9 protein-coding genes are annotated in these 19,953 nt (G+C 68.2%); 7 read left to right on the top strand and 2 right to left on the bottom strand.

Annotation, left to right across the window (positions count from 1 at the left end; translation table 11 throughout):
- Positions 1–88: 88 nt before the first annotated feature.
- Positions 89–1,441 (bottom strand): IS701 family transposase, encoded by a 1,353-nt coding sequence (locus ACQPY0_RS50700; RefSeq protein ID WP_432978341.1) that lies wholly within the window; start codon positions 1,439–1,441, stop codon positions 89–91.
- Between the two features lie 1,352 nt (positions 1,442–2,793).
- Here ACQPY0_RS50700 and ACQPY0_RS50695 point away from each other — a divergent pair.
- Together ACQPY0_RS50695 and ACQPY0_RS50690 are read left to right on the top strand one after the other, a co-directional pair.
- Entirely contained in the window at positions 2,794–3,585 is a 792-nt protein-coding gene (locus ACQPY0_RS50695) for a hypothetical protein (protein ID WP_432978338.1), read from the top strand.
- 234 nt (positions 3,586–3,819) lie between these two features.
- Positions 3,820–5,280 (top strand): catalase, encoded by a 1,461-nt coding sequence (locus tag ACQPY0_RS50690; protein WP_432978335.1) that lies wholly within the window; start codon positions 3,820–3,822, stop codon positions 5,278–5,280.
- 54 nt (positions 5,281–5,334) lie between these two features.
- On the opposite strand, the gene ACQPY0_RS50685 is transcribed toward ACQPY0_RS50690, so the two are convergent.
- The gene (locus tag ACQPY0_RS50685) at positions 5,335–5,577 is read right to left on the bottom strand and encodes a hypothetical protein (protein WP_432978333.1); all 243 of its coding nucleotides are present in this window, start codon (positions 5,575–5,577) and stop codon (positions 5,335–5,337) included.
- Positions 5,578–6,122: 545 nt separating this feature from the next.
- Between ACQPY0_RS50685 and ACQPY0_RS50680 the strand changes: the two genes are divergently transcribed.
- From ACQPY0_RS50680 to ACQPY0_RS50660, 5 genes are all read left to right on the top strand, one after another.
- Positions 6,123–6,704: an SMI1/KNR4 family protein gene (locus ACQPY0_RS50680; RefSeq protein ID WP_432978330.1), complete on the top strand. Its 582-nt coding sequence runs from the start codon at positions 6,123–6,125 to the stop codon at positions 6,702–6,704.
- A gap of 168 nt (positions 6,705–6,872) precedes the next feature.
- Complete coding sequence (locus tag ACQPY0_RS50675; RefSeq protein ID WP_432978327.1) at positions 6,873–7,070, top strand: hypothetical protein; 198 nt, start codon at positions 6,873–6,875, stop codon at positions 7,068–7,070.
- A gap of 422 nt (positions 7,071–7,492) precedes the next feature.
- Positions 7,493–7,627: a hypothetical protein gene (locus tag ACQPY0_RS50670; RefSeq protein WP_432978324.1), complete on the top strand. Its 135-nt coding sequence runs from the start codon at positions 7,493–7,495 to the stop codon at positions 7,625–7,627.
- Between the two features lie 258 nt (positions 7,628–7,885).
- Positions 7,886–8,539, top strand: a complete 654-nt coding sequence (locus ACQPY0_RS50665) for a hypothetical protein (protein ID WP_432978322.1) — start codon at positions 7,886–7,888, stop codon at positions 8,537–8,539.
- A 125-nt stretch (positions 8,540–8,664) separates the two neighbouring features.
- The gene (locus ACQPY0_RS50660; RefSeq protein WP_432978319.1) at positions 8,665–19,953 is read left to right on the top strand and encodes a LamG-like jellyroll fold domain-containing protein; all 11,289 of its coding nucleotides are present in this window, start codon (positions 8,665–8,667) and stop codon (positions 19,951–19,953) included.

Here is a 19,953-nt window from a genome sequence, read left to right as displayed (position 1 = left end):
AACGGTTTCACCGTTTGGTGGCAGGTGGGGCATGCGCCGGTCCAGGTCGCGAGCAGGTGTTGCAGCTCGTGGATGACCTTGTAGAGGGTCAGGCCGGCGCATCCGCTTTTGGGTCGAGTCGCAGCATGGTGATGAACAGGTGCGCGGCGGTGACGAGGGTGACGTGGCGGTGCCAGCCGGTCCAGGAACGGCCTTCGAAGTGGTCGAGGCCGAGGCCGGTCTTGAGTTCGCGGTAGTCGTGTTCGATCCGCCAGCGGATCTTCGCGTACCGGATCAGGTCGGTGGCGGGGGTGTCGGCGGGCTGGCTGGACAGCCAGTAGGTGACGGGTTCGGGTGCGGTGTCGGGCCATTCGGCGATCAGCCATCGTTCGGGCAGGCTGCCGTCGGGGTCGCGGGGGATGCGGTGCCCGGCCGGGCGGACGCGCAGGAAGACGAACTGTGAGGTGAGGGTGCCTTTGCTGCCTTCCCGCCAGGAGACGGCGACCGCCGTGTCGCGGCTGGCGGCGGTGATGTGCTCGGCGAGGCTGACCGCGTCGTCGGGGTAGACGGGTGTTGTGGACGACGGTGGGCGGCCCAGCCCGGACCATGCCCGGGCGGCGGGGACCGCGTCGGCGGTGTGGGCGAGGGCGTCGCCTTTGACCTGCACGCTGTAGACGACGTTGCGTTCGTCCAGCGCCGTGCGGAACTGGCTGGTGTCACCGTAGCCGGCGTCTGAGGTCAGCAACGGCGGCCGGAGCCCTTGGGCGGCGAGCGCGTCGAGCATCTCGACCACCAGTGTCCACTTCGGACGGTGTCCCTCTGAATCGGGGATCGCGCACCGGCGTCGGCGCAGCCGCGCCGCCTCGGTCACCGCCTCGACGTCCACCGCGCCGGCGGCATCCCGGCCGGCCGGTGCCGGCGCGGCCGCTCGCGGCGCGTTCTTCAAGGTCTTGCGCTGCCTGGCTTTCGCTGCCCGGATCGCGGCCGGGGCCGCTTTCGCCTCGTCCCACGACTCCGGCAGGAACAACCGCCAGTCCAGGGGGCAGGACGCGGTGTCGGTGACCGCGTGGACACTCACGCCGATCTGGCAGTTGGCGACCTTGCCCAGGGTGCCGGAGTACTGCCGTGCGACACCGGGCGAGCCGGTGCCGTCCTTCGGGAAGCCGGTGTCGTCGACCACCCACGCCACCGGCTCCACCAGGTCCACCGCCCGGCGGGCCAGCCGGGCCCGCACCGCAGCCGTGTCCCAGGTCGACGTGGTCACGAACTGCTGCAGCCCTTGATGATCCACGCCGAGCCGTTCCGCCATCGGCTGCATCGACTTGCGCCGACCGTCCAGCAACAGCCCACGCAGGTACGTCACACCCTTGGCCCGCTGATCCGACCGGGGCAGCGGCGCGAACACGTCCGCCGCGAACGCCTCAAGGCGTTGCCGCACAACCGAAAGCTCGTCAGGGGTCACCGGACCATGAAACTACCGATCCGGCTCGAGGATGCCCACGACACGCCGACCTAACAAAGTACTACTAGGCCGTGTCGCAAAGTTTCGGCACAGCGATGGCACTGGGGGCCGTGTGGCCCTATATTGGTCGGTGTGGCGGCAGCGGGGTCGATACGGCGGCGCGGACCGAACCAGGCGACGCCGTGGCGGTACGACGGTCCGGTGTCGGTGTTGCGGCTGCCGTTGGATGTGCATGAGCCGGGGGTGCGGCGGCATGTGGAGCGGGTGTTCGCGGCGGTGTTCGCGGTGCGGCGGGCGGTGCAGCGTGACGCCCGCGCCAAGGTCGACGCGTACTGGGCCGCGCATCACGTGCGAGCCGTCGCAGGTCCGGCCGCGGTCCGGGATCGGCTGGGGTTGTCCAGGGCGGGGTTGGAGTATGCCGCGTACCGGCACGTGGATCGTGCTCCGCATCTGCGCCGCTCCTGTACGAAAGCGGTGGCGATGCACGTCGCCGACAGCGTGTGGCAGGCTGCCGATCGGCACCTGTTCCCCGACGCGACCGGACGCCGCCACGGCCGGCCGAAGGTCGGCGGCTGGTGGACGTTCAGCCGCATCCCAGGGCGGGCACGTTCGCACACCAGGGCACGGAAGTGGGAGACATTCCGTCTGGCCGGCACCCTGGCGGGGCATGACGCGGTGTTCGACCGGGCCGGCCGGTTGTGGCAGCCACGGCGGATGCCCGCCGTCACCCCCACTGCCGGTGGCCGGCCGGTGCGGTCGTGGTGGGACCACGACGGCCCCTTCGCCGTCGTGCTGACCGGCACCGGCGCCCCGGGACCTGGTCCTGCCGGTCCGCCTCCCCCAGGGCCCCCGTCGTCAGCCGGTGCTGGAGCACTACCTCACCGACCCGCGCCGTTGGCACAAGATCGACCTCGTGCGGTATCGCGACCCGGGTTCCCCGGGTGGGTGGCGGTACGAGGCCCATGTGATGGTCCTCGGCCCCGGCTACACCTCCCCCACGGTCACGGCCCGCCGCCAGACGGCCGCGGCCCTGCACCGGCGCGGCGGCGTCGACGTCAACGTGTCCAACCTGGCCGTCGTCTCCGTCCCGATCGCCGGTGGTGGTGCCGGGGTGCGGGCCACACAGATCACGAAGACCGGCGCCGACGCCGACCGGCTCGCGGCGGAACGGTTGCGGCAGCGGCGGCGTAACCGCGCCCCTGCAACGCTCCCGCCGCGCCACCAACCCCACCCAATACCGGCTCTCGCCCCGGCAGCAGCGGCGAGCCGACCGTCGCCAAGCCGCCGGCCTGCCCCCGGCACAGGTCGCGGTGCCGGGCGGCGCCCGCATCGCCAACACGGCAGGTATCCCGGTGCAGGCCTACCGCCGCGACCAACTCTCCGCCGGCTACCTGCGGCTGCGCGGGCAGGCGGCTGCTGACGGCGCGGCCCGTACCCAGGCCGGGCGTACCCGCGCCCGGATCGTCGCCGCCGGCATCGTGGCCAGCCACGGCCCGGACCTGGTTGTCGAGGCCGGTGACCTGCGGGCGTGGGCACGGCGGTGGGGCCGTAGCATCCACGCGTTCACCCCCGGCATCCTCGTCGCCGCCCTTGATCGGGAAGCCGCCAACGTCGCTCAACGTGGGCTGGTCCGGGCCGGGACCCGGCACACCGCCTGGACCCAGCACTGCCTCTGCACCGCCCGCGTCCCCAAACACCTCCACCACCGCCGCCACACCTGCCCACAGTGCGGCCTCACCGGCGACCGCGACCTCGTCGCCGCCCTCATCGGCGCGCACACCGTGCTGAGCGACCCAGCCGTGCCCGGCACCGCCCGGGTGGATTGGGCCGCCGCACAGACCACCCTCGCCACCCACGGCATCGAAGCGATCCATGAAGGGCTGCAAGGAGCCCTGCCCGAGTCAACCGGACACCACCGCCCCGACCGGCACCCAACCAGTGCCCGACCGCGGCGGCCGCAGCGCAGCACCAGCCACCCCAGACGGCCGGTGCCGGCGTGCTCGGCGAACTCCCGGAACGACGCCCTCGACAACCCCGGACCAGACCCGCACCCCAACATGCGGGACCACACCGGAACGACGAGACGCACAACCCGGACTGTTCCATCTCGCGGACACCAAACCCGAGTTTGCAACAGGCCTTAGTCGTACTCCTTGGTGACAGTCGGCTGATCGGGGGTTGGCCCATTCTTGAACTGTTCGACCTTGCCGTTGGTCCGCGGGGGAGCTCGATTTGACTCGTTCCAGAAACGGTGTCAGGTTGGAGTGGACGGAATTGGTCCGGGGGATATTCCGGGTTCCGCCGTCGCGCGGGCGTCGCACGAGGAAACGTCGGTTGGCGGAGAAACCGGATTCCCGTTCGAGGCATTGGAGGTCCGCGTGACGACCAACGAACGCCCACCGACCACGACCGACGCCGGGATTCCCGTCGCCAGCGACGAGCATTCGCTGTCCGTCGGCCCCGACGGGCCGCTGCTACTGCAGGATCACTACCTGATCGAGCAGATGGCGGCGTTCAACCGCGAGCGCATTCCCGAGCGCCAGCCGCACGCGAAAGGTGGCGGCGCCTTCGGCACGTTCAGGACGACCCAGGACCTGAGCGGCTTCACCCGGGCGGCGGTGTTCCAGCCCGGGGCCGAGACCGACGTGATCGTCCGGTTCTCCACCGTCGCGGGGGAGCGGGGCAGCCCCGACACCTGGCGCGACCCGCGGGGATTCGCGGTCAAGTTCTACACGAGCGAGGGCAACCTCGACATCGTCGGCAACAATACGCCGATCTTCTTCATCAAGGATCCGCTGAAGTTCCAGCATTTCATCCGGTCCCAGAAGCGGCGGGCCGACAACAACCTGCGCGACCACGACATGCAGTGGGACTTCTGGACGCTCTCGCCCGAGTCGGCGCACCAGGTCACCTATCTGATGGGGGACCGGGGGATCCCGCGGACGTGGCGGAACATGAACGGGTACGGCAGCCACACGTACATGTGGATCAACGCCAAGGGCGAGCGGTTCTGGGTCAAGTACCACTTCAAGACCGACCAGGGCATCGAGTGCTTCACGCAGGAGGAGGGCGACCGGATGGCCTCGGCCGACGGCGACTTCCACCAGCGCGACCTGTACGAGCACATCGCCGCGGGGGAGTATCCGAGCTGGACGCTCAACGTGCAGATCATGCCGTTCGAGGACGCCAGGACGTACCGGTTCAATCCCTTCGACCTCACCAAGATCTGGCCGCACGGGGACTATCCGCTGCGCGAGGTCGGCCGGATGACGCTCAACCGTAACGTCAGCGACTACCACACCGAGATGGAGCAGCTCGCCTTCGAGCCGAACAACGTCGTGGCCGGCACCGGCCTGTCGCCGGACAAGATGCTGCTCGCCCGCGGCTTCAGCTACTCCGACGCGCACCGGGCCCGGCTCGGCGTCAACTACAAGCAGATCCCGGTCAACACGCCGAAGGTGGAGGTGCACAGCTACTCCAAGGACGGCGCGATGAGGATCAAGAACGTGACCGATCCGGTGTACGCGCCCAACTCCTACGGCGGCCCGCAGGCCCGCCCGGAGCTGACCGACGACGGCGGCAAGTGGTACGCCGACGGCGACATGGTCCGCGCGGCCGCGACGGCGCACGCCGAGGACGACGACTGGGGCCAGCCCGGCACGCTGGTCCGCGAGATCATGGACGACGCGGCCCGCGACCGCCTGGTGAACAACGTCGTCGGCCACCTTCTGGAGGGCGTGAGCGAGCCGGTGCTGGTACGCGCGTTCGAGTACTGGCACAACATCGACAAGCACGTCGGCGACCGCATCGAGGCGGGCGTACGCGCCGGACAACGCTGAGCTACTCGGCGCCGCGACCCGGGCACCGTCCGGGGTCAACGCGACCGCGGCGGCCTACTCCATGGCGCCGGTCACCGCGTCGTACACCTGCACCAGGTTGCCGCGATCCGGGTGCCGTTCGGGCTCCAGGCCACGTCTTGGATGCTGCGCCACCTGGCCAGCCGGCAGGTCGCCCCGGACTCGACGTCGGCGATCGTGATCTGGGACGAGCCACCCGTCGGGGCCGAAGGCGAGCCCGTTGGCGTTCTGGCCGTCGGCCAACACCAGGTGGTCCGCGTCGGCGGCGGCATGCTTCACGACCGCGCGCTCGTCGCAGGAGGCGATCCAGCGCCGATCGGGCGACTAAGCGACGCCGAACACGGTGCTAGGGCCGTCGCGTCTCCGAATCCGCCACGCTGGCCGGCCCCTTGAACCTGGTTGAGTCCGCGTCGTCCCATCCGGCGTGGTTCCCCTGCGCTACCGCCGAGAAGGTGGCAACGCCGACAACCGGCGACGGACGTCGAGCAGACAGGCGCCCTTTCCTGAAGTGGGGTCGCCGAGGCCCTTTTTGCGGGCGGGATAATCACGGGCGTGCATGGAGCTCGGGATCGGACCTGAGCCACTGCCGAGTTTCTTGAGGTATGGAGTGCCGGAAAGCGCCCGCGCCACCACCTTGTCTCGTTCGTGAGTTTCACGTCAACGGTCCGGGACATGCTGAGATGACGGCTTTGAACTTCATCGAGAAGAACGGTTGGACCCTCCTGGGCGGTGCCACGAACCGCATCACATGAGCCTATTGTGAGAATGCCATGCGAGAACGTCGCATCGGACTCGAGGGTTCGAAGTTCAAGGGACGCGTGACTATGGGTGGCTTCTTCAGCTACGTGGGTGAGAGGATCTTCGGGCCAAACGCGCGCCTCGTCGAGATGGTTCCGCCGCCCAGCGCTGGGCGGCCAGCTCCGGACTGGCGCGATGTCGAGTCGCGTCTCGGCGTCGTACTGCCCGCGGATTACAAACGGCTGGTCGAGGTGTACGGGCCGGGCAGGTTTGGAGACTTCCTGGAGGTCTATACGCCCGGAGCTGCAAGCCAATGGGTGGACATCTTCCATCAGGCGGGCCGGGGCGAGTGGCGGGTCCAACAATTTGTTCAGCACGGCGAGCAGTTGCCGGTCGAACCGTCATCGCTCCTGCCCGTGGCCGGGACCGATAATGGTGATACGGTCTACTGGGTCAGGAAGCCGCTGGATCAACCCGACCGGTGGACGATAGTCGTGAATCAGGCGAGAAATTTTCTCGATTGGCCTGCATTCGATGGAGGCTTGGTAGAGTTTCTCGTGGCGGTGTTCTCCAAGGAGCACAAGAACAGGGCGTTCCCCGACGATTTTCCTGATCCGGTGGAGCCCACTGTGTTCACTCCGTCGACGTATTCCTCGCCGGACGAATGAGGCGGGCGCCGCAACGCGCCGAAACTCGCCCGCCGACCCGGGCCGGCAACGCCACACCGATCACCACCGCCGATTGACTCGGCACGCTTCCATTCCGACGCCCAGGCCGCGCTCGCCCGGCAGCGCATCCAGGCCCACCTTCTGCTCTGCTGGCTGGCGCTGCTGCTCGTGCGGGTCGCCGAGCGGCGCACCGCACAGACCTGGAACTTCATCAACACCCAGCTGTCGCGGGTGCACCAGGTCCTGTTGCAGGGCCCCGACGGTCAGGTCCTGCAAACGACATCTCTCAATGAACCACAGCAGGCATTGTTCACCGCCGTCGGCGTGCCCAAACCACCGCGAATCACCGCGATCCACCCCGCCTGACCAGGTCAGCGCGTAGGCACACGACCATCCGGCCTCACCCTGCCCATTTTCGCAGCCCACAGCCCAGATTCGGCATGATCGTCTGCCCACCAACTGTGGGACGCGGGTGGAGTGCAGGCATCCCTGGGATGGGCCGGATGCGCTGAGCGGGGGACCTGGAGTCGATCGGTAGCGCGATCTTCGACCCGCGCACTGGCGACCTGCGAGATGACCTTGAGGATTTCGGGGTCGGTGGCGGCGGTTCGGTTCCCGTCGTCGACCGTATCGAACTTGGCAAGCGCTGGCGAGGACACGGCCTCGGCCCCCTACTCGCGGGCCACGCAATCAGACGGCTTGGGCGCGACGCCCGTTTCGCGGCGTGCCTTCCTTTTCCGATCGGCGTACCCCGCACGGATGTTCGCCACACCGAAGCCCTGAAAAAGGTGCAGCAGGCGTGGGAGATCCTCGGTTTCGTGCCCTACGACCACGGTGTTCATGCGCTGGACCTCACGATGGTCCACCTCGACAACGGCCTCGCGGCGCTGCGGGACGCGTTTGGCCTCCGCGATCCGTGGTGATCCGGGGGTGAACGGCCTGGGCGCGGGAGCCGGCGCCTGCGCCCCCGGTGGCTCCGCGCCACGTACTTGCGTTGGACCCACGCCACGCGGCCCGGCTGGATGGCCAGCATGCCAGGATCGTCCGCTGTTGCGGGGTGCCGAGGATGCGCAGGGCCACGCGTCCGGTGTACGGCGGGCGAGCCTCGGTCTCTCTGGAGTTTCCGGCGTCCATCTCCTAGCGTGTGCGCCGCGGAAGGCGACGACGGGGGAGGGCATCTCATGGCTCGCAAGAAGACGAAGCAAGAACCGGTCGCCTGGTGGCGGCGGTACACGATTGCTCAGCGCTGGCTCGCGGGCGGCGCGGCCGCGCTCGTCGTCGCGATCGTGTTGGCGATCGCGCTGTGGCCGGACCCGGCGCCCGAGCCCTCCCGGGAGCGCGAGTACCTGCAGTTCACTGCCTGCCTGCTCACACCGCAGGACGGGGTCCGGGACCTGGCGGCCGAGCCGATCTGGGCGGCGATGCAGGACGCGTCGCGCCAGACCAGGGCGAAGGTGCAGTACCTCGAGATCACCGGCGTCCAGACCGTGGAGAACGCGGTCACGTTCCTGAACAGCCTCGCGCAGGGCGGCTGCGGCCTCATCTTCGCCGCCGGCGACCTGCCGGTGCGGGCCGTCGCTCAGGGCGCGAAGACCTTCCCGGCCAAGCGGTTCGTCACCGTGGGTGGTAACGCGACGGCCAACGTGTCCACTGTGGACGGCATCACCCCGCACGATGAGGTTGTCCGTTTGATCACGAATGCGGTGGCAGCGGCTCAAACTGATGACAGTGACTCCTATCCCAGTGATGATGGCCAGTCTGTTAGGCAACCGTCATATTGGCTGCCCAGGTGGGGTGTGGGGGAGTATCTGCATGACGTTGATCAATGTTGCTGAAATCGGACACAGGGTGATCATTCGTCGATGTCTATCGGTTGAACGGTCATTGTTTCTGTGAGTCTGCTGGGTGAGCCTCTCCGTGGCAGTTGTTGCTTCACGGGGAGGCACCGGCATGACCGCTGGTGGCCTCCGTGCCGCCGGGCGTCGTGCACGACGCCCGGGGTGCGGGCTTCCCGCTGCACCTGCCATCGTGGCTGCAGCCGGACTCTTCGCGAGACCTCGGCCGCGAGGCGTTCAACGGCGTGCCGAAGCAGCAGTCCGCGCCGCCGGCCAGGGCGCTGAGTCGCGAGCAGCTCGACGCGCTCGGGCGCGCCGAGCGCGGCGCCGGTAGCCCGGCCGGCAAGGGCATCGGGGCGACCGGGCCCTACGAGGCGCCGAAGCACAAGGTCGCGGTCGGCAAGTCGGCGACGAAGTCGGGGCCGGCGAGCTTCGACGCCAAGACCAGCAAGCTGGTCCCGGCCAAGGGCAGCGAGGATTCCGAGCTGTACCAGAACGCCGACGGTTCGTTCACCCGCAAGCAGTTCGCGGGCCGGGTCAACATCAAGGCCGCGGACGGCACCTGGAAGCGCATCGACACCGGCCTTGTGGCGCAGGGCGATCGGTTGCAGCCGAAGGTCTCCGCCGCCGACGTCTCGGTCGCCAAGACGGCCGACGACCCGAACCTGGTGACGCTGAAGAACATCGGCGGGGGCACGTTCGGCTACTCCCTGTTGGGTGCGGCCAAGGCGCCCGCCGAGGTGAAGGGCGACACGGCCACCTACAAGGCGGTGCTGCCGGGCGTCGACCTGGAACTGCGGGCGACCGGCGACGGCGTCAAGGAGAACCTCGTCGTCGCCTCGGTGGACGCCGGCAGCGAGTGGGTGTTCCCGCTGAGCCTGACGAACCTGACGGCGCGCACCGGAGCCGACGGCGCGATCGAGCTGGTGGGCAAGGACGGCAAGGTCGCGGGCACCATCCCGAGCGGCGTCGTGCACGACTCGAAGTTCGACCCGCAGTCGGGCGGGTTCGAGCAGGCGACCGAGGCGAAGTACCAGCTGACCACGGTGAACGGCAAGCCGGCGCTGAAGGTGAGCGTCGACGAGGCGTGGCTGGCGGATGCCGAGCGGGTGTGGCCGGTGGTGGTCGACCCGACGGTGACGACGGCGCAGGAAGCGTCGCAGGACACGACCGTGCGCAACGACCGCACGAGCGACCAGCAGACCCAGCACGAGATGTCGATCGGCAACAACGGCTTGGGCGTCAAGGCGTACTCGTTCGTGAAGTTCAACAACTTCTACAGCCAGTTCGCCAACGTGAATGTGACGGCGGCGAAGCTCAACGTCTACGACTCGTGGGCGTACACGTGCGCGCCGAAGTCCTTCGAGGTCAACCCGATCACGGTCGGCTGGAACCCGGGCAATCTGACCTATCCCGGCCCGGCGTTCGGCGGCGCGATCGGCTCGCTGACCGCCAACCCTGGCGTCGCCTGCACCAACGACGACGGCCACCGGGACATCGGCGTCTGGATGACCGTCAACCTGACCACGGGCACGTTCAACAACTGGGCTCGCAACGTCGGCAACAACGGCCTGGCGATCACGACGTCGCAGACCGACCCGATGCACTGGAAGAAATTCACGACCGCGAACTTCGGCATCGAATACGCGCCGTTCCTCGAGATCACGTACCAGTTCGAGACGCCGGTCGTGACGAGCAACCTGCCGCCGTACGGCTACTCGGTCACCTCACTCACCCCCGAGCTCCAGGTCGTGGCGTACGACCCCGACCACGCGCCGAACGCGAACCTCCAGTACAACTTCGTCGTCCAGGACAAGAACGGCGCCAACGTCTGGACGTCGGGCTTCCAGGCCTCGCCTGCCCTCCGCGTCCCTGCCGACAAGCTCAAGTGGGGCGAGCAGTACTACTGGATCGCCTACGCCAACGACGGCGCCTCCACGCAGATCAATGAGGACTGGTACACCTTCTCCACCAACGTGCCGCAGCCCGACATCACCTCGACGCTGTCGCAGAACGGCGACCTGGGCTACGAGCCGAGCGTGCGCAACTACACGACGTCCGCGACCGACGCGAGCGTGGCAACTGTCGGCCCGGCGCTGACCATCGAGCGCGACTACAACAGCCTCGACCCGCGGACCAACTCCGCGTTCGGCCCGGGCTGGTCCAGCGTCTTCGACCTGTCCGTCACCGAGGTCATGTCCGGCGATGCCACGCCCGCGGTCAACACCGTCACCGTGCGGTACCCGGCCGGCCAGGAGATCGCGTTCGGTCGCAACAGCGACGGTACGTTCTCGCCGCCGTCCGGGCGGTATGCCACCTTCACCTCGCTCGGGGCGGGCGCGGGCTACAAGCTCGTCGACAAGGACGGCACCACCTACCTGTTCACCGCGCCGCTGGTGACGGGCAGCGCGACCACGCCGTACACGTGGGGCATCACCTCGATCACGGACTCTTCCGACCGGACCGAGACGTTCACGTACACCAACAACCGCATCGACACCATCACGTCGGCATCCGGCCGCGCGCTGCACGTCACGTGGTCCGCTTCCGGCGCCGGCACACCGAGCTACACGCAGACCAGCGGCCCGGCGACGTTCGTCGACCAGACCGATGACCCGGCCGCCACCGTCCTGGCGCTGACCGGCGACGACGCGACGACCGAGGTGACCCTGCCGTTCACCTTCCCGCTGTACGGCGAGAATCACACCACCGCGCGGGTGTCCACCAACGGCGTCATCGCCTTCGACGCCATGGCGGGATTCGCCGACGGCATCAACAGCGATATCCCCAACACCGCCGCCCCGAACAACGCGCTGTACCCGTTCTGGGACGACTTCGAGATCGACGGCTCCTCGAAGATCACCACCAAGACCAGCGGTACGGCCCCCAACCGGTCGTTCAGCGTCGAGTGGTACAACGCCCTCCTGCTCGGCCGCGGGACCCGGGTCACGGTCAAGGCGACGCTCAGCGAGAACGGCGTCATCACCTTCTCGTACAACGACATCGACAGCACCAACAACGAGGACAAGGGCATCAGCGCCGTCGTCGGTGTCGAGAACGGCACCGGCACGGCCGCAGTCAAGTACTCGTACCACCAGGCGGTGCTGGCCAGCAACACCCAGATCACCTACAGCCCGACCGTCGTCGTGCCGCCCGGCGCACCCGCCCGGATCGCCACCGTCACCACCGACCCGGCCGTGGCAGGGGATCCGGGATCGGCGTTGACCTGGTCGTACACCTATGACGGAAACGGTCAGCTGCGGACGGTCTGCCCGCCCACGTCCAGCACCGAGTGCCACAGCTACACCTACGGCGACGCCTCGCTGTATCAGTCCGCCGTGCAGAACCTCGGGCCGCGGGGCTACTGGCGCCTCGGCGAGACCTCCGGCGCGACGGTCGCGACCAGCGAGGTCATCGAGAACCAGGGCGCGGACAACGGCAACTACGGCAACGTCACGCTCGGCGGGGCAAGTCCGCTGCCCGGATCGGGCATGACCTCCGCCGCGTTCAACGGCACGTCATCGTACATGTATGTGCCGTCCCAGGAACTGCCGTTCAGCGGCGGGTACCAGTCGGTCAGCATGTGGTTCAAGGCCGCGCCCGGCGACAAGGGCGTGCTGCTCGGGTTCGCCAAGGACCCGGTCACGGCGGGCAGCCAGACCGGCGGATACACCCCGGCGCTGTACATCGGCACCAGCGGCAAGCTCTACGGCGAGTTCTGGATGGGCTCGGCGCAGCCGATCCCGAGCCTCGCCGCGGTGAACGACGGCAACTGGCACCACGTGGTGCTGTCCGGCGCCGGCAGCACCCAGAGGCTCTACCTCGACAACGTGTTCCAGGGCTCCCGCGACGGCACGATCGACATGCTGCAGTACAACACCGCCACCACCGCGACCTTCGGCGCCGGCTGGTGGGGCGGCACCTGGCCGGACGAGCCGGCCGCGAACGGCGGCCCGGCGGTCGGCTGGTTCAAGGGCTCGATGGCCGAGGTGTCCACCTTCGACCGTCCGCTGTCGACGGCCAACATCGCCTCGATCTACAAGGCCGGCACCGCGACCGCCCGCCCGCTGACCGGAGTCATCCGCCCGTCCGGCAACGCCACCGCGACCGTCGTCTACGAGCCCAAGGACTCGACGGTCAAGACGGTGACCGACTCCAACGGCGGAGTGTGGGAGCTCACCCCGCCGACCACCCGGGGCTCCAGCAAGGTGTACGCGTCCGCAGTGCTCGCCGGCTCCCCGGCCGACTACTACCGGCTCGGCGACGGCGGCGGCGTGGCCTACGCGACCAACGAGGTCAACGGCAACCCGGCGGCCTACAACAACGTCGACCTCGGCCTGCCCAGCGGTCTGTTCGAAGACTCGACCGCGGCCCAGTTCGACGGCTCCTCGTCGTACCTGCAGCTGCCCGACACCGGTCCCGGCAGCGACGTGCCGACCTCGAACGCCTTCTCCGCCAGCCTGTGGTTCAAGACCCAGACCGCGGGCGGGATGCTGCTCGGCTCGTGGAACAACACCATGGCCACGGCGACGTGGTACACGCCGCACCTGTACGTCGGCACCGACGGCAAGCTGCGGGCCGGGTGGTGGACCAACTCCGGCGCCCTGCAACTCGCCTCGGCGGCGACCGTCAACGACGGCAATTGGCACCACGCCGCCGTCGCCTCGTCCGGCACCAGTCAGAAGCTGTATCTCGACGGCGTCGAGGTCGCGTCCGGCTCGAGCACGCTCGCCTCGGACAACACGACGCACTTCACCGTGGGCGCCGGCACCTGGCCGAACTGGGCCAGCACCAGCGGCACCGTCAGCTACTTCAAGGGCTTCATCTCCGACGTCGCCTACTACCGCAACCAGATCTCGGCCGGGACGGTCGCGAATCAGTACGCGGCCTGGCGGAAGAGCAAGAACGCCAGCGTGCCGGTGAAGATCGTGACCGTCAAGGCCCCCAAGGACCCTCAGGACCCCAACGACCGGGTCCTGACGTACACCTTCGACCTCGGCACGGGCCGCAAGGTTGCCGAGACGGACGCGTTGGGGAACGAAACCCGCTACGGCTACAGCGAGAACGGCTTCCTGCGCACCACCACCGACCCGCTGGGCAACATCACGACCAACGAGCACGACGTGCGCGGCAACGTGGTCTCGACGGCGACGTGTCAGCTGCAGAAGAACAACGTGTGCAGCACGGTCTACTTCGAGTACTTCCCAGACGGCGGCGCGAGCAACAAGACGCCGAGCCCGGACCGCCGCAACGACATGCTCATCCGGCAGCGTGACGGCCGCTCCACCAGCGCCACCGACAACCGGTACGTCACCGAGTACACGTACGACGAGAACGGCAACCGGACGTCCACCAAGGACCCGCTGGGCCGGATCACCAAGACCGACCTGACGACGGCGACCACGCAGGCGTTCGGCGCGCCGGCCGGCACCTACGTGCCGAAGGGCCTCCAGCGGCAGGTGACGCTGCCGTCGGGCGCGCTGCAGACGATCGACTACTACGCCAACGGCGACATCGCCAAGCTGACCGACCCGGCCGGCAAGACGGTCACGTTCACCTACGACAACCTCGGCCGCATCAAGACCCAGATCGAGGTCTCCGAGTCGACGCCGGCCGGGTCCGGCAGCACGTTCACCTACGACGGCCAGAACCGGGTGCTGACCCAGACCGGCGCCGCGGTGACGAACCGGGTGACGGGCGCCAACCACACGACGGTGACCACGACGACCTACGACGTGGACGGGCACGTGACGTCGCAGGTCGTGTCGGACCCGACCGGCGGGGACGCGTCGCGGACGGACTCGAGCACGTACAACAACTACGGGCAGACTGCGACCGAGACGGTCGGCGGGAAGACGACGACTTACGAGTACGACGTCTCCGGCGACGTGGTGAAGGAGATCGAGCCGGACGGCGGGGTCACGCTCAACGAGTACGACGCCGAGCACCGGCTGCGGTTCACCCGCATCCAGAACTACACCGGCGACCCGAACGCACCGTCCGCGCCGACGACGCTGACGCTGGCCGAGAAGCAGTACGACGCCAACGGGCGCCTGGTTGTCGAGATCGACGCCATGGGCTTCCAGACCGTCCACAAGTACACGGACAATGGGCTCGAGGCGCAGGTCATCCGCAAGAACCCGACCGCGGGTCAGCCGGACTTCATCGAGGTTGATAACTACTTCGACGGCGCCGGCAACGTCGTGAAGAGCATCACCGACAACGGCACCGCGACCAAGACGTACACGTTGGACAACGCCTCCCGGGTCACCGGGGAGACGTTCGACCCGGCCGGGATCAACCGGATCACCACGCTGTCGCTGTCGCCCGACGACCACGCGATCGCCAGCGTCGTCACCGACGGCTCCGGCACGGTCCTGTCGCGCTCGGAGAACACCTACGACGAACTCGGCCGCGAGACCTCGCAGACCATCTACAACACGCCCGGCCTTACCCCGGTCGCCCGGTGGAAGCTCGACGAGGGCTCCGGCGCCCAGGCCGGCGACTCGGTCGGTAACGCGGGCGCGAGCGGCTCGGCAGTCACCTGGTCGACCGACCACCCGGCGACGACGAGCGGGTCGATGGCCTTCAACGGCCAGACGTCGTACGTCTCCACGCCGGGCACGGTGCTGGACACGACGAACGGCTTCACCATCTCGGCGTGGGTGAAGACGCCCGGCGGCAGCGGTCTCAACGCGAGCACGATCGTGGCGCAGCGGGGCATCAACCGGTCCGCCTTCGCGCTGCAGTACATCCCGGACAACAGCGGCCGGTGGAGCCTGACCTTCGCCTCCGCTGACGACGGCCTCGCCCCGGAGACCCGGGTGACGGCCGCCTCGACGGCGCCGCTCAACGCGTGGACCCACCTGGTCGGCGTCTACAACGCCGAGGCGCACACGATCTCGCTGATCGTCAACAACGGCACGCCCGTGACGACGTCGTTCACGCAGGGCTGGAAGCCGCGCGGCCCGATGGAGATCGGCCGCGTCTCGCCCGGCGCTCAGGCGCCGTACCTGACCGGCCTCATCGCGGACGTGCAGGCGTACTCGCGTCCGCTGAGCTCGGCCGAGATCGGTCAGGTGTACTCGGGCGCCGCCCCGGCGGCCGGCGCGACCGTCACCCGCTCGACGTCGAAGCTGGACAAGGCCGGCCGAGTGCTGTCGGAGACGGACCCGATGGGCAACGTCACCGACAACACGTACGACCAGGCCGGCCGTCTCGCGGTCGTCACCGGGCCGGCCGTGCAGGCCGAGTCCGACGGCGGAGCCCCGGTGTCGACCCGCCCGGTGACGTACATGGGCTACGACACCTTCGGCGCGCGCACGCACGTCAAGGACCCGCGCGGCAACGTGACGCGGACGACCTACGACTCGGCGGGCCGCGTCCTGACGAGCATCGCGCCGTCCTACACGCCGCCGGGCTCGTCCACGGCCGTCACGCCGACCACGACCCGCGTCTACGACGACACCGGTCAGCTGGTGAAGCTGACCGACGCGCTGAGCCACGACACGCTGTACTACTACGACCAGCTGGGCCGGGTGTCCAAGACGGTCGCGGCGGACACCGGCGTGACGAAGTTCGAGTACGACCTCAACGGCGACCAGCTCAAGGTCACCGACCCGACCGGCGCGGCGACCACGAACACCTATGACTTCCTGGCCCGCAGGCTGACGACCTCGGCGGTCGTGCGTCAGGACAACACGCACTACGACACGACGTTCGAGTACGGCACCGACGGCAAGCTGAAGAAGACGACCTCCCCGACGGGCGTCGCTCAGGAGCTGACGTACACGGCCGCCGGCGACGTGCAGACGTCGAAGGACGGCGCGGGCAACGTCACGACGACGACGTACGACGCCGTCGGCCGCCCGATCCGCACGACGCTCGCCGACAACTCGTACACCCAGGTCACCTACGACGTCAGCGGCCGCCCGACGAAGACGGAGACGTTCGCCGCCGGCGGTGGGACGGCGCTGACCACGACGTCGCAGACGTACGACCGTGGTGGCAACATCCTGACCAAGACCGACGCCCGCAACACGACGAACACGTTCACCTACGACGTCGAAGGCCGGGTCACGTCGCAGATCCAGCCGGTCGACACGGTGGCGGCGAACAACATCGTGACGTCGTTCGGCTACGACGTGGCGGGCAACCAGACCCGGTTCACCGATGGGCGCGGGAACGCGTTCATCACGAAGTACAACTCCTGGAATCTGCCCGAGGAGCAGATCGAGCCGTCGACGACGGCGCACCCGAACCTGTCGGACCGCACGTTCACGGTCGCCTACGACGCGCTCGCCCGCCCGGCGACGCAAACGCTGCCCGGCGGCGTGACGATCACGAATACGTACAACGAGGTCGGCAAGCTCACCGGCCAGACGGGCACCGGGGCGGAGGTGACGACCGCCGCGCGGAGCTTCGGCTACGACCTCGCGGGCCACCTCACCTCGACCACGGTCTCCGGCGACGCGAACACCTTCACCTATGACGACCGTGGTCTGTTGCGTACGACGTCGGGCATCTCGGGTTCGGCGACGTTCGGGTACAAGGCCGACGGCCAGCTGGGCAGCCGACTGGACGCGGCCGGGACGACGGCGTACGCCTACGACTCGGCCGGCCGTCTCGACACGGTCACGAACACGGGCACGTCGGTCGCGACGAAGCTGACGTACAACACCATCAACCAGCCCAAGACCGTCACCTACGGCGGCACGGGCAACGTGCGCACCTTCGGCTACAACAACCAGCACCGCCTGGAGACGGACGAGCTGAAGACGTCGGGCGGCGCGTCGGTCGCGAAGATCACGTACGGCTACGACAACAACGGCAACGAGACGTCGAAGGCCACGGTCGGCTTCGGCGGCACGGTCACCAACACCTACACGTACGACCTGGCCGACCGCCTGACGTCGTGGAACAACGGCACCACCACGACGAACTACACCTTCGACAAGTCGGGCAACCGGCTGACCAACGGCGCCAAGACGTTCACCTATGACCAGCGCAACCGCCTGCTGACCCAGTCCAGCGGTACCACCTACACCTACACGCCGCGCGGAACGCTCGCCTCGGTCAACGGCACGCTGACGAAGACCGACGCGTTCGGCCAGGTGCTGCAGCAGGGCACGACGACCTACACCTACGACGGTCTGGGCCGGCAGACGAAGACGGGCCTGTCGTACTCGGGTCTCGAGAACGACCTCGCCGCGGACACGACGGCGACGTACACCCGGGATCCGGGCGGCGCGGTCGTCGGGGTGAAAGGCGCTTCGGCGCAGTACGCCTACACCGACCTGCACGACGACATCACCGGTCTGTTCACGGCGACGGGTACGGCCCTGTCCGGAACGACGGTCTACGACCCGCTGGGCAAGGTCCTCGCCACTACCGGCATGCAGGGCAGCCTGGGTTACCAGTCGGAGTGGACCGACACGACGACCAACCGGGTCAACATGATGGCCCGCTGGTACAACACCGACACCGGCCAGTTCGACACCCGCGACACGGTATCGAACAGCCCGGTCCCGAGTTCGGCGGCGGCCAACCGCTATGCCTACGGCGACGACAACCCGCTGACGACCACGGACCCGACCGGCCACTGGGGCCTGAAAACGCTGACGAAGGCGTGGAACGCGACCACGAACTTCATCAAGACGGTCACTCCGCCGGTCGTCTACAACGCGGTCAGCTCGTTCGTGTCGGCCGCGGTCGACTTCGGCAAGGCGGCGTGGAAGGTCGCGGCGCCGTTCGTCGCCCCGATCGTCAACACCGTCAACTCCGCCGTGCAGGCGGGCAGGAAAATGGTCGCGGCGGTCGGCCACAAGATCTCGAAGGCCTATACCGCGACCGTCGCGAAGGCCAGACAGGCGGGCAGCTACGCCAAGACCCAGGCGATGAAGATGCCGGTGGTCAAGAAGATCGCCGACGCATCCAAGGCCGCGGTCAAGTTCGTCAAGGACCATAAGAACGCCATCATCGAAGGCCTGGCGGTCGTCGGCGGCATCGCAGCCGGCCTGGCCTGTACGGCGGCGACTGGTGGCGTCGGAGCGGTCGCTTGCATGGTTGGCGCGTCGGCGTTGATCAACCTGGCGAAGGACGCCGCGCAGGGCAATATCCACAGTTGGAAGGACGCCCTGGGCTCGGCCGGTACAGGTGCTCTGCAGGGTCTGGCCGGCGCGGCGGGCGGCTACCTGGGCGGCGTGGTCGGCGGCAAGGTGGCGTGCTGGGCGGCGAACAAGCTGGGCGGCCTGGCGGTCAACACCTTCGGCAAGGTGGTCGCGGGCGCGCTCTCGGGCGGTCTGAGCGGCGTGGTGAACGGCGCGATCTCGGACGTGGTCAGCCAGGTCGGTACGACCGGCAAGGTCGACTGGGGCCAAGTCGGCACCAGTGCCGCTATCAGCGGCGTCACGGGTGCGTTCACCGGGGGTAGGGCCGGTAAGAGGTCGCCGTGCGGCAGACACAGCTTCGACCCACAGACCGCCGTCCTGATGGCCGACGGCTCGACGAAGAAGATCGAGGACGTCAAGCTCGGCGACGAGGTCGCGGCCACCGACCCTGACACCGGCACGACGTCGGCGAAGCCCGTTATAAGGCTGTGGCTCAACCACGACACCGAACTCACCGATCTGACGATCCGCGTGAAGTCCTCGAGCGCCGACAAGGCGGCGTCCTCGAAGACCTCGAAGGTGGCCAAGGTCGGCGCGGCCCTGGTCGCGGCGGCGGTGGTCGCGGTCGGCGTCACGACGACGGTCCTGCACACCACGCAGCACCACCCGTTCTGGAACCGCACCACCAACGAGTGGTCAAACGCGGTCGACCTGAAGCCCGGCGACGAACTCAAGACGGACGAGGGCGCGACCGCCGAGGTCGTCGAGGTCCACAACTTCACCGGCGCCCAGGACATGCGCGACCTCACCGTCGCCGACGTCCACACGTACTATGTTGTGGCTGCCGGCCGGTCGCTGCTGGTGCACAACATCGCCGGCTGCCCCATTGACGATCCAAAGATCAACGTCACCGACGCTAACGGTGATAACGTACGGCTGCCGGTACATGAGATCGATTCTGACCGCTTCCCAGACATCGCGGACAACTTCCGGAACTACAAGAGAAACGGTGGAAGTCCGATCTTGACTCGTCAGACCGGCAGGGCGAACATCGATACCAATCGGCGTAGGGCTCAGGCTGGCCTTCCTCGGCCGAACGGGCTCGGCACCGATGTGAATGACCAGGAACTATCGTGGGAGGAGTTCCCGCCGGCTTCAACGAAGGAAGGCGGACCCGGGGCGACCGTTCGACTGGTTAACAAAGAGCAGAATGTCACACATGGCCGTGACCATCTGAACGAGTTCTACAAGCGCAACAATATTAGCAACGGCGACCAGTTCTATGTACGTGTGAAGGGTGAGTGA

The sequence above is a fragment of the Dactylosporangium sp. CA-233914 genome, from assembly GCF_050942935.1.
Classification (GTDB): domain Bacteria; phylum Actinomycetota; class Actinomycetes; order Mycobacteriales; family Micromonosporaceae; genus Dactylosporangium.
This window is presented reverse-complemented; position numbering and strand designations above follow the sequence as displayed.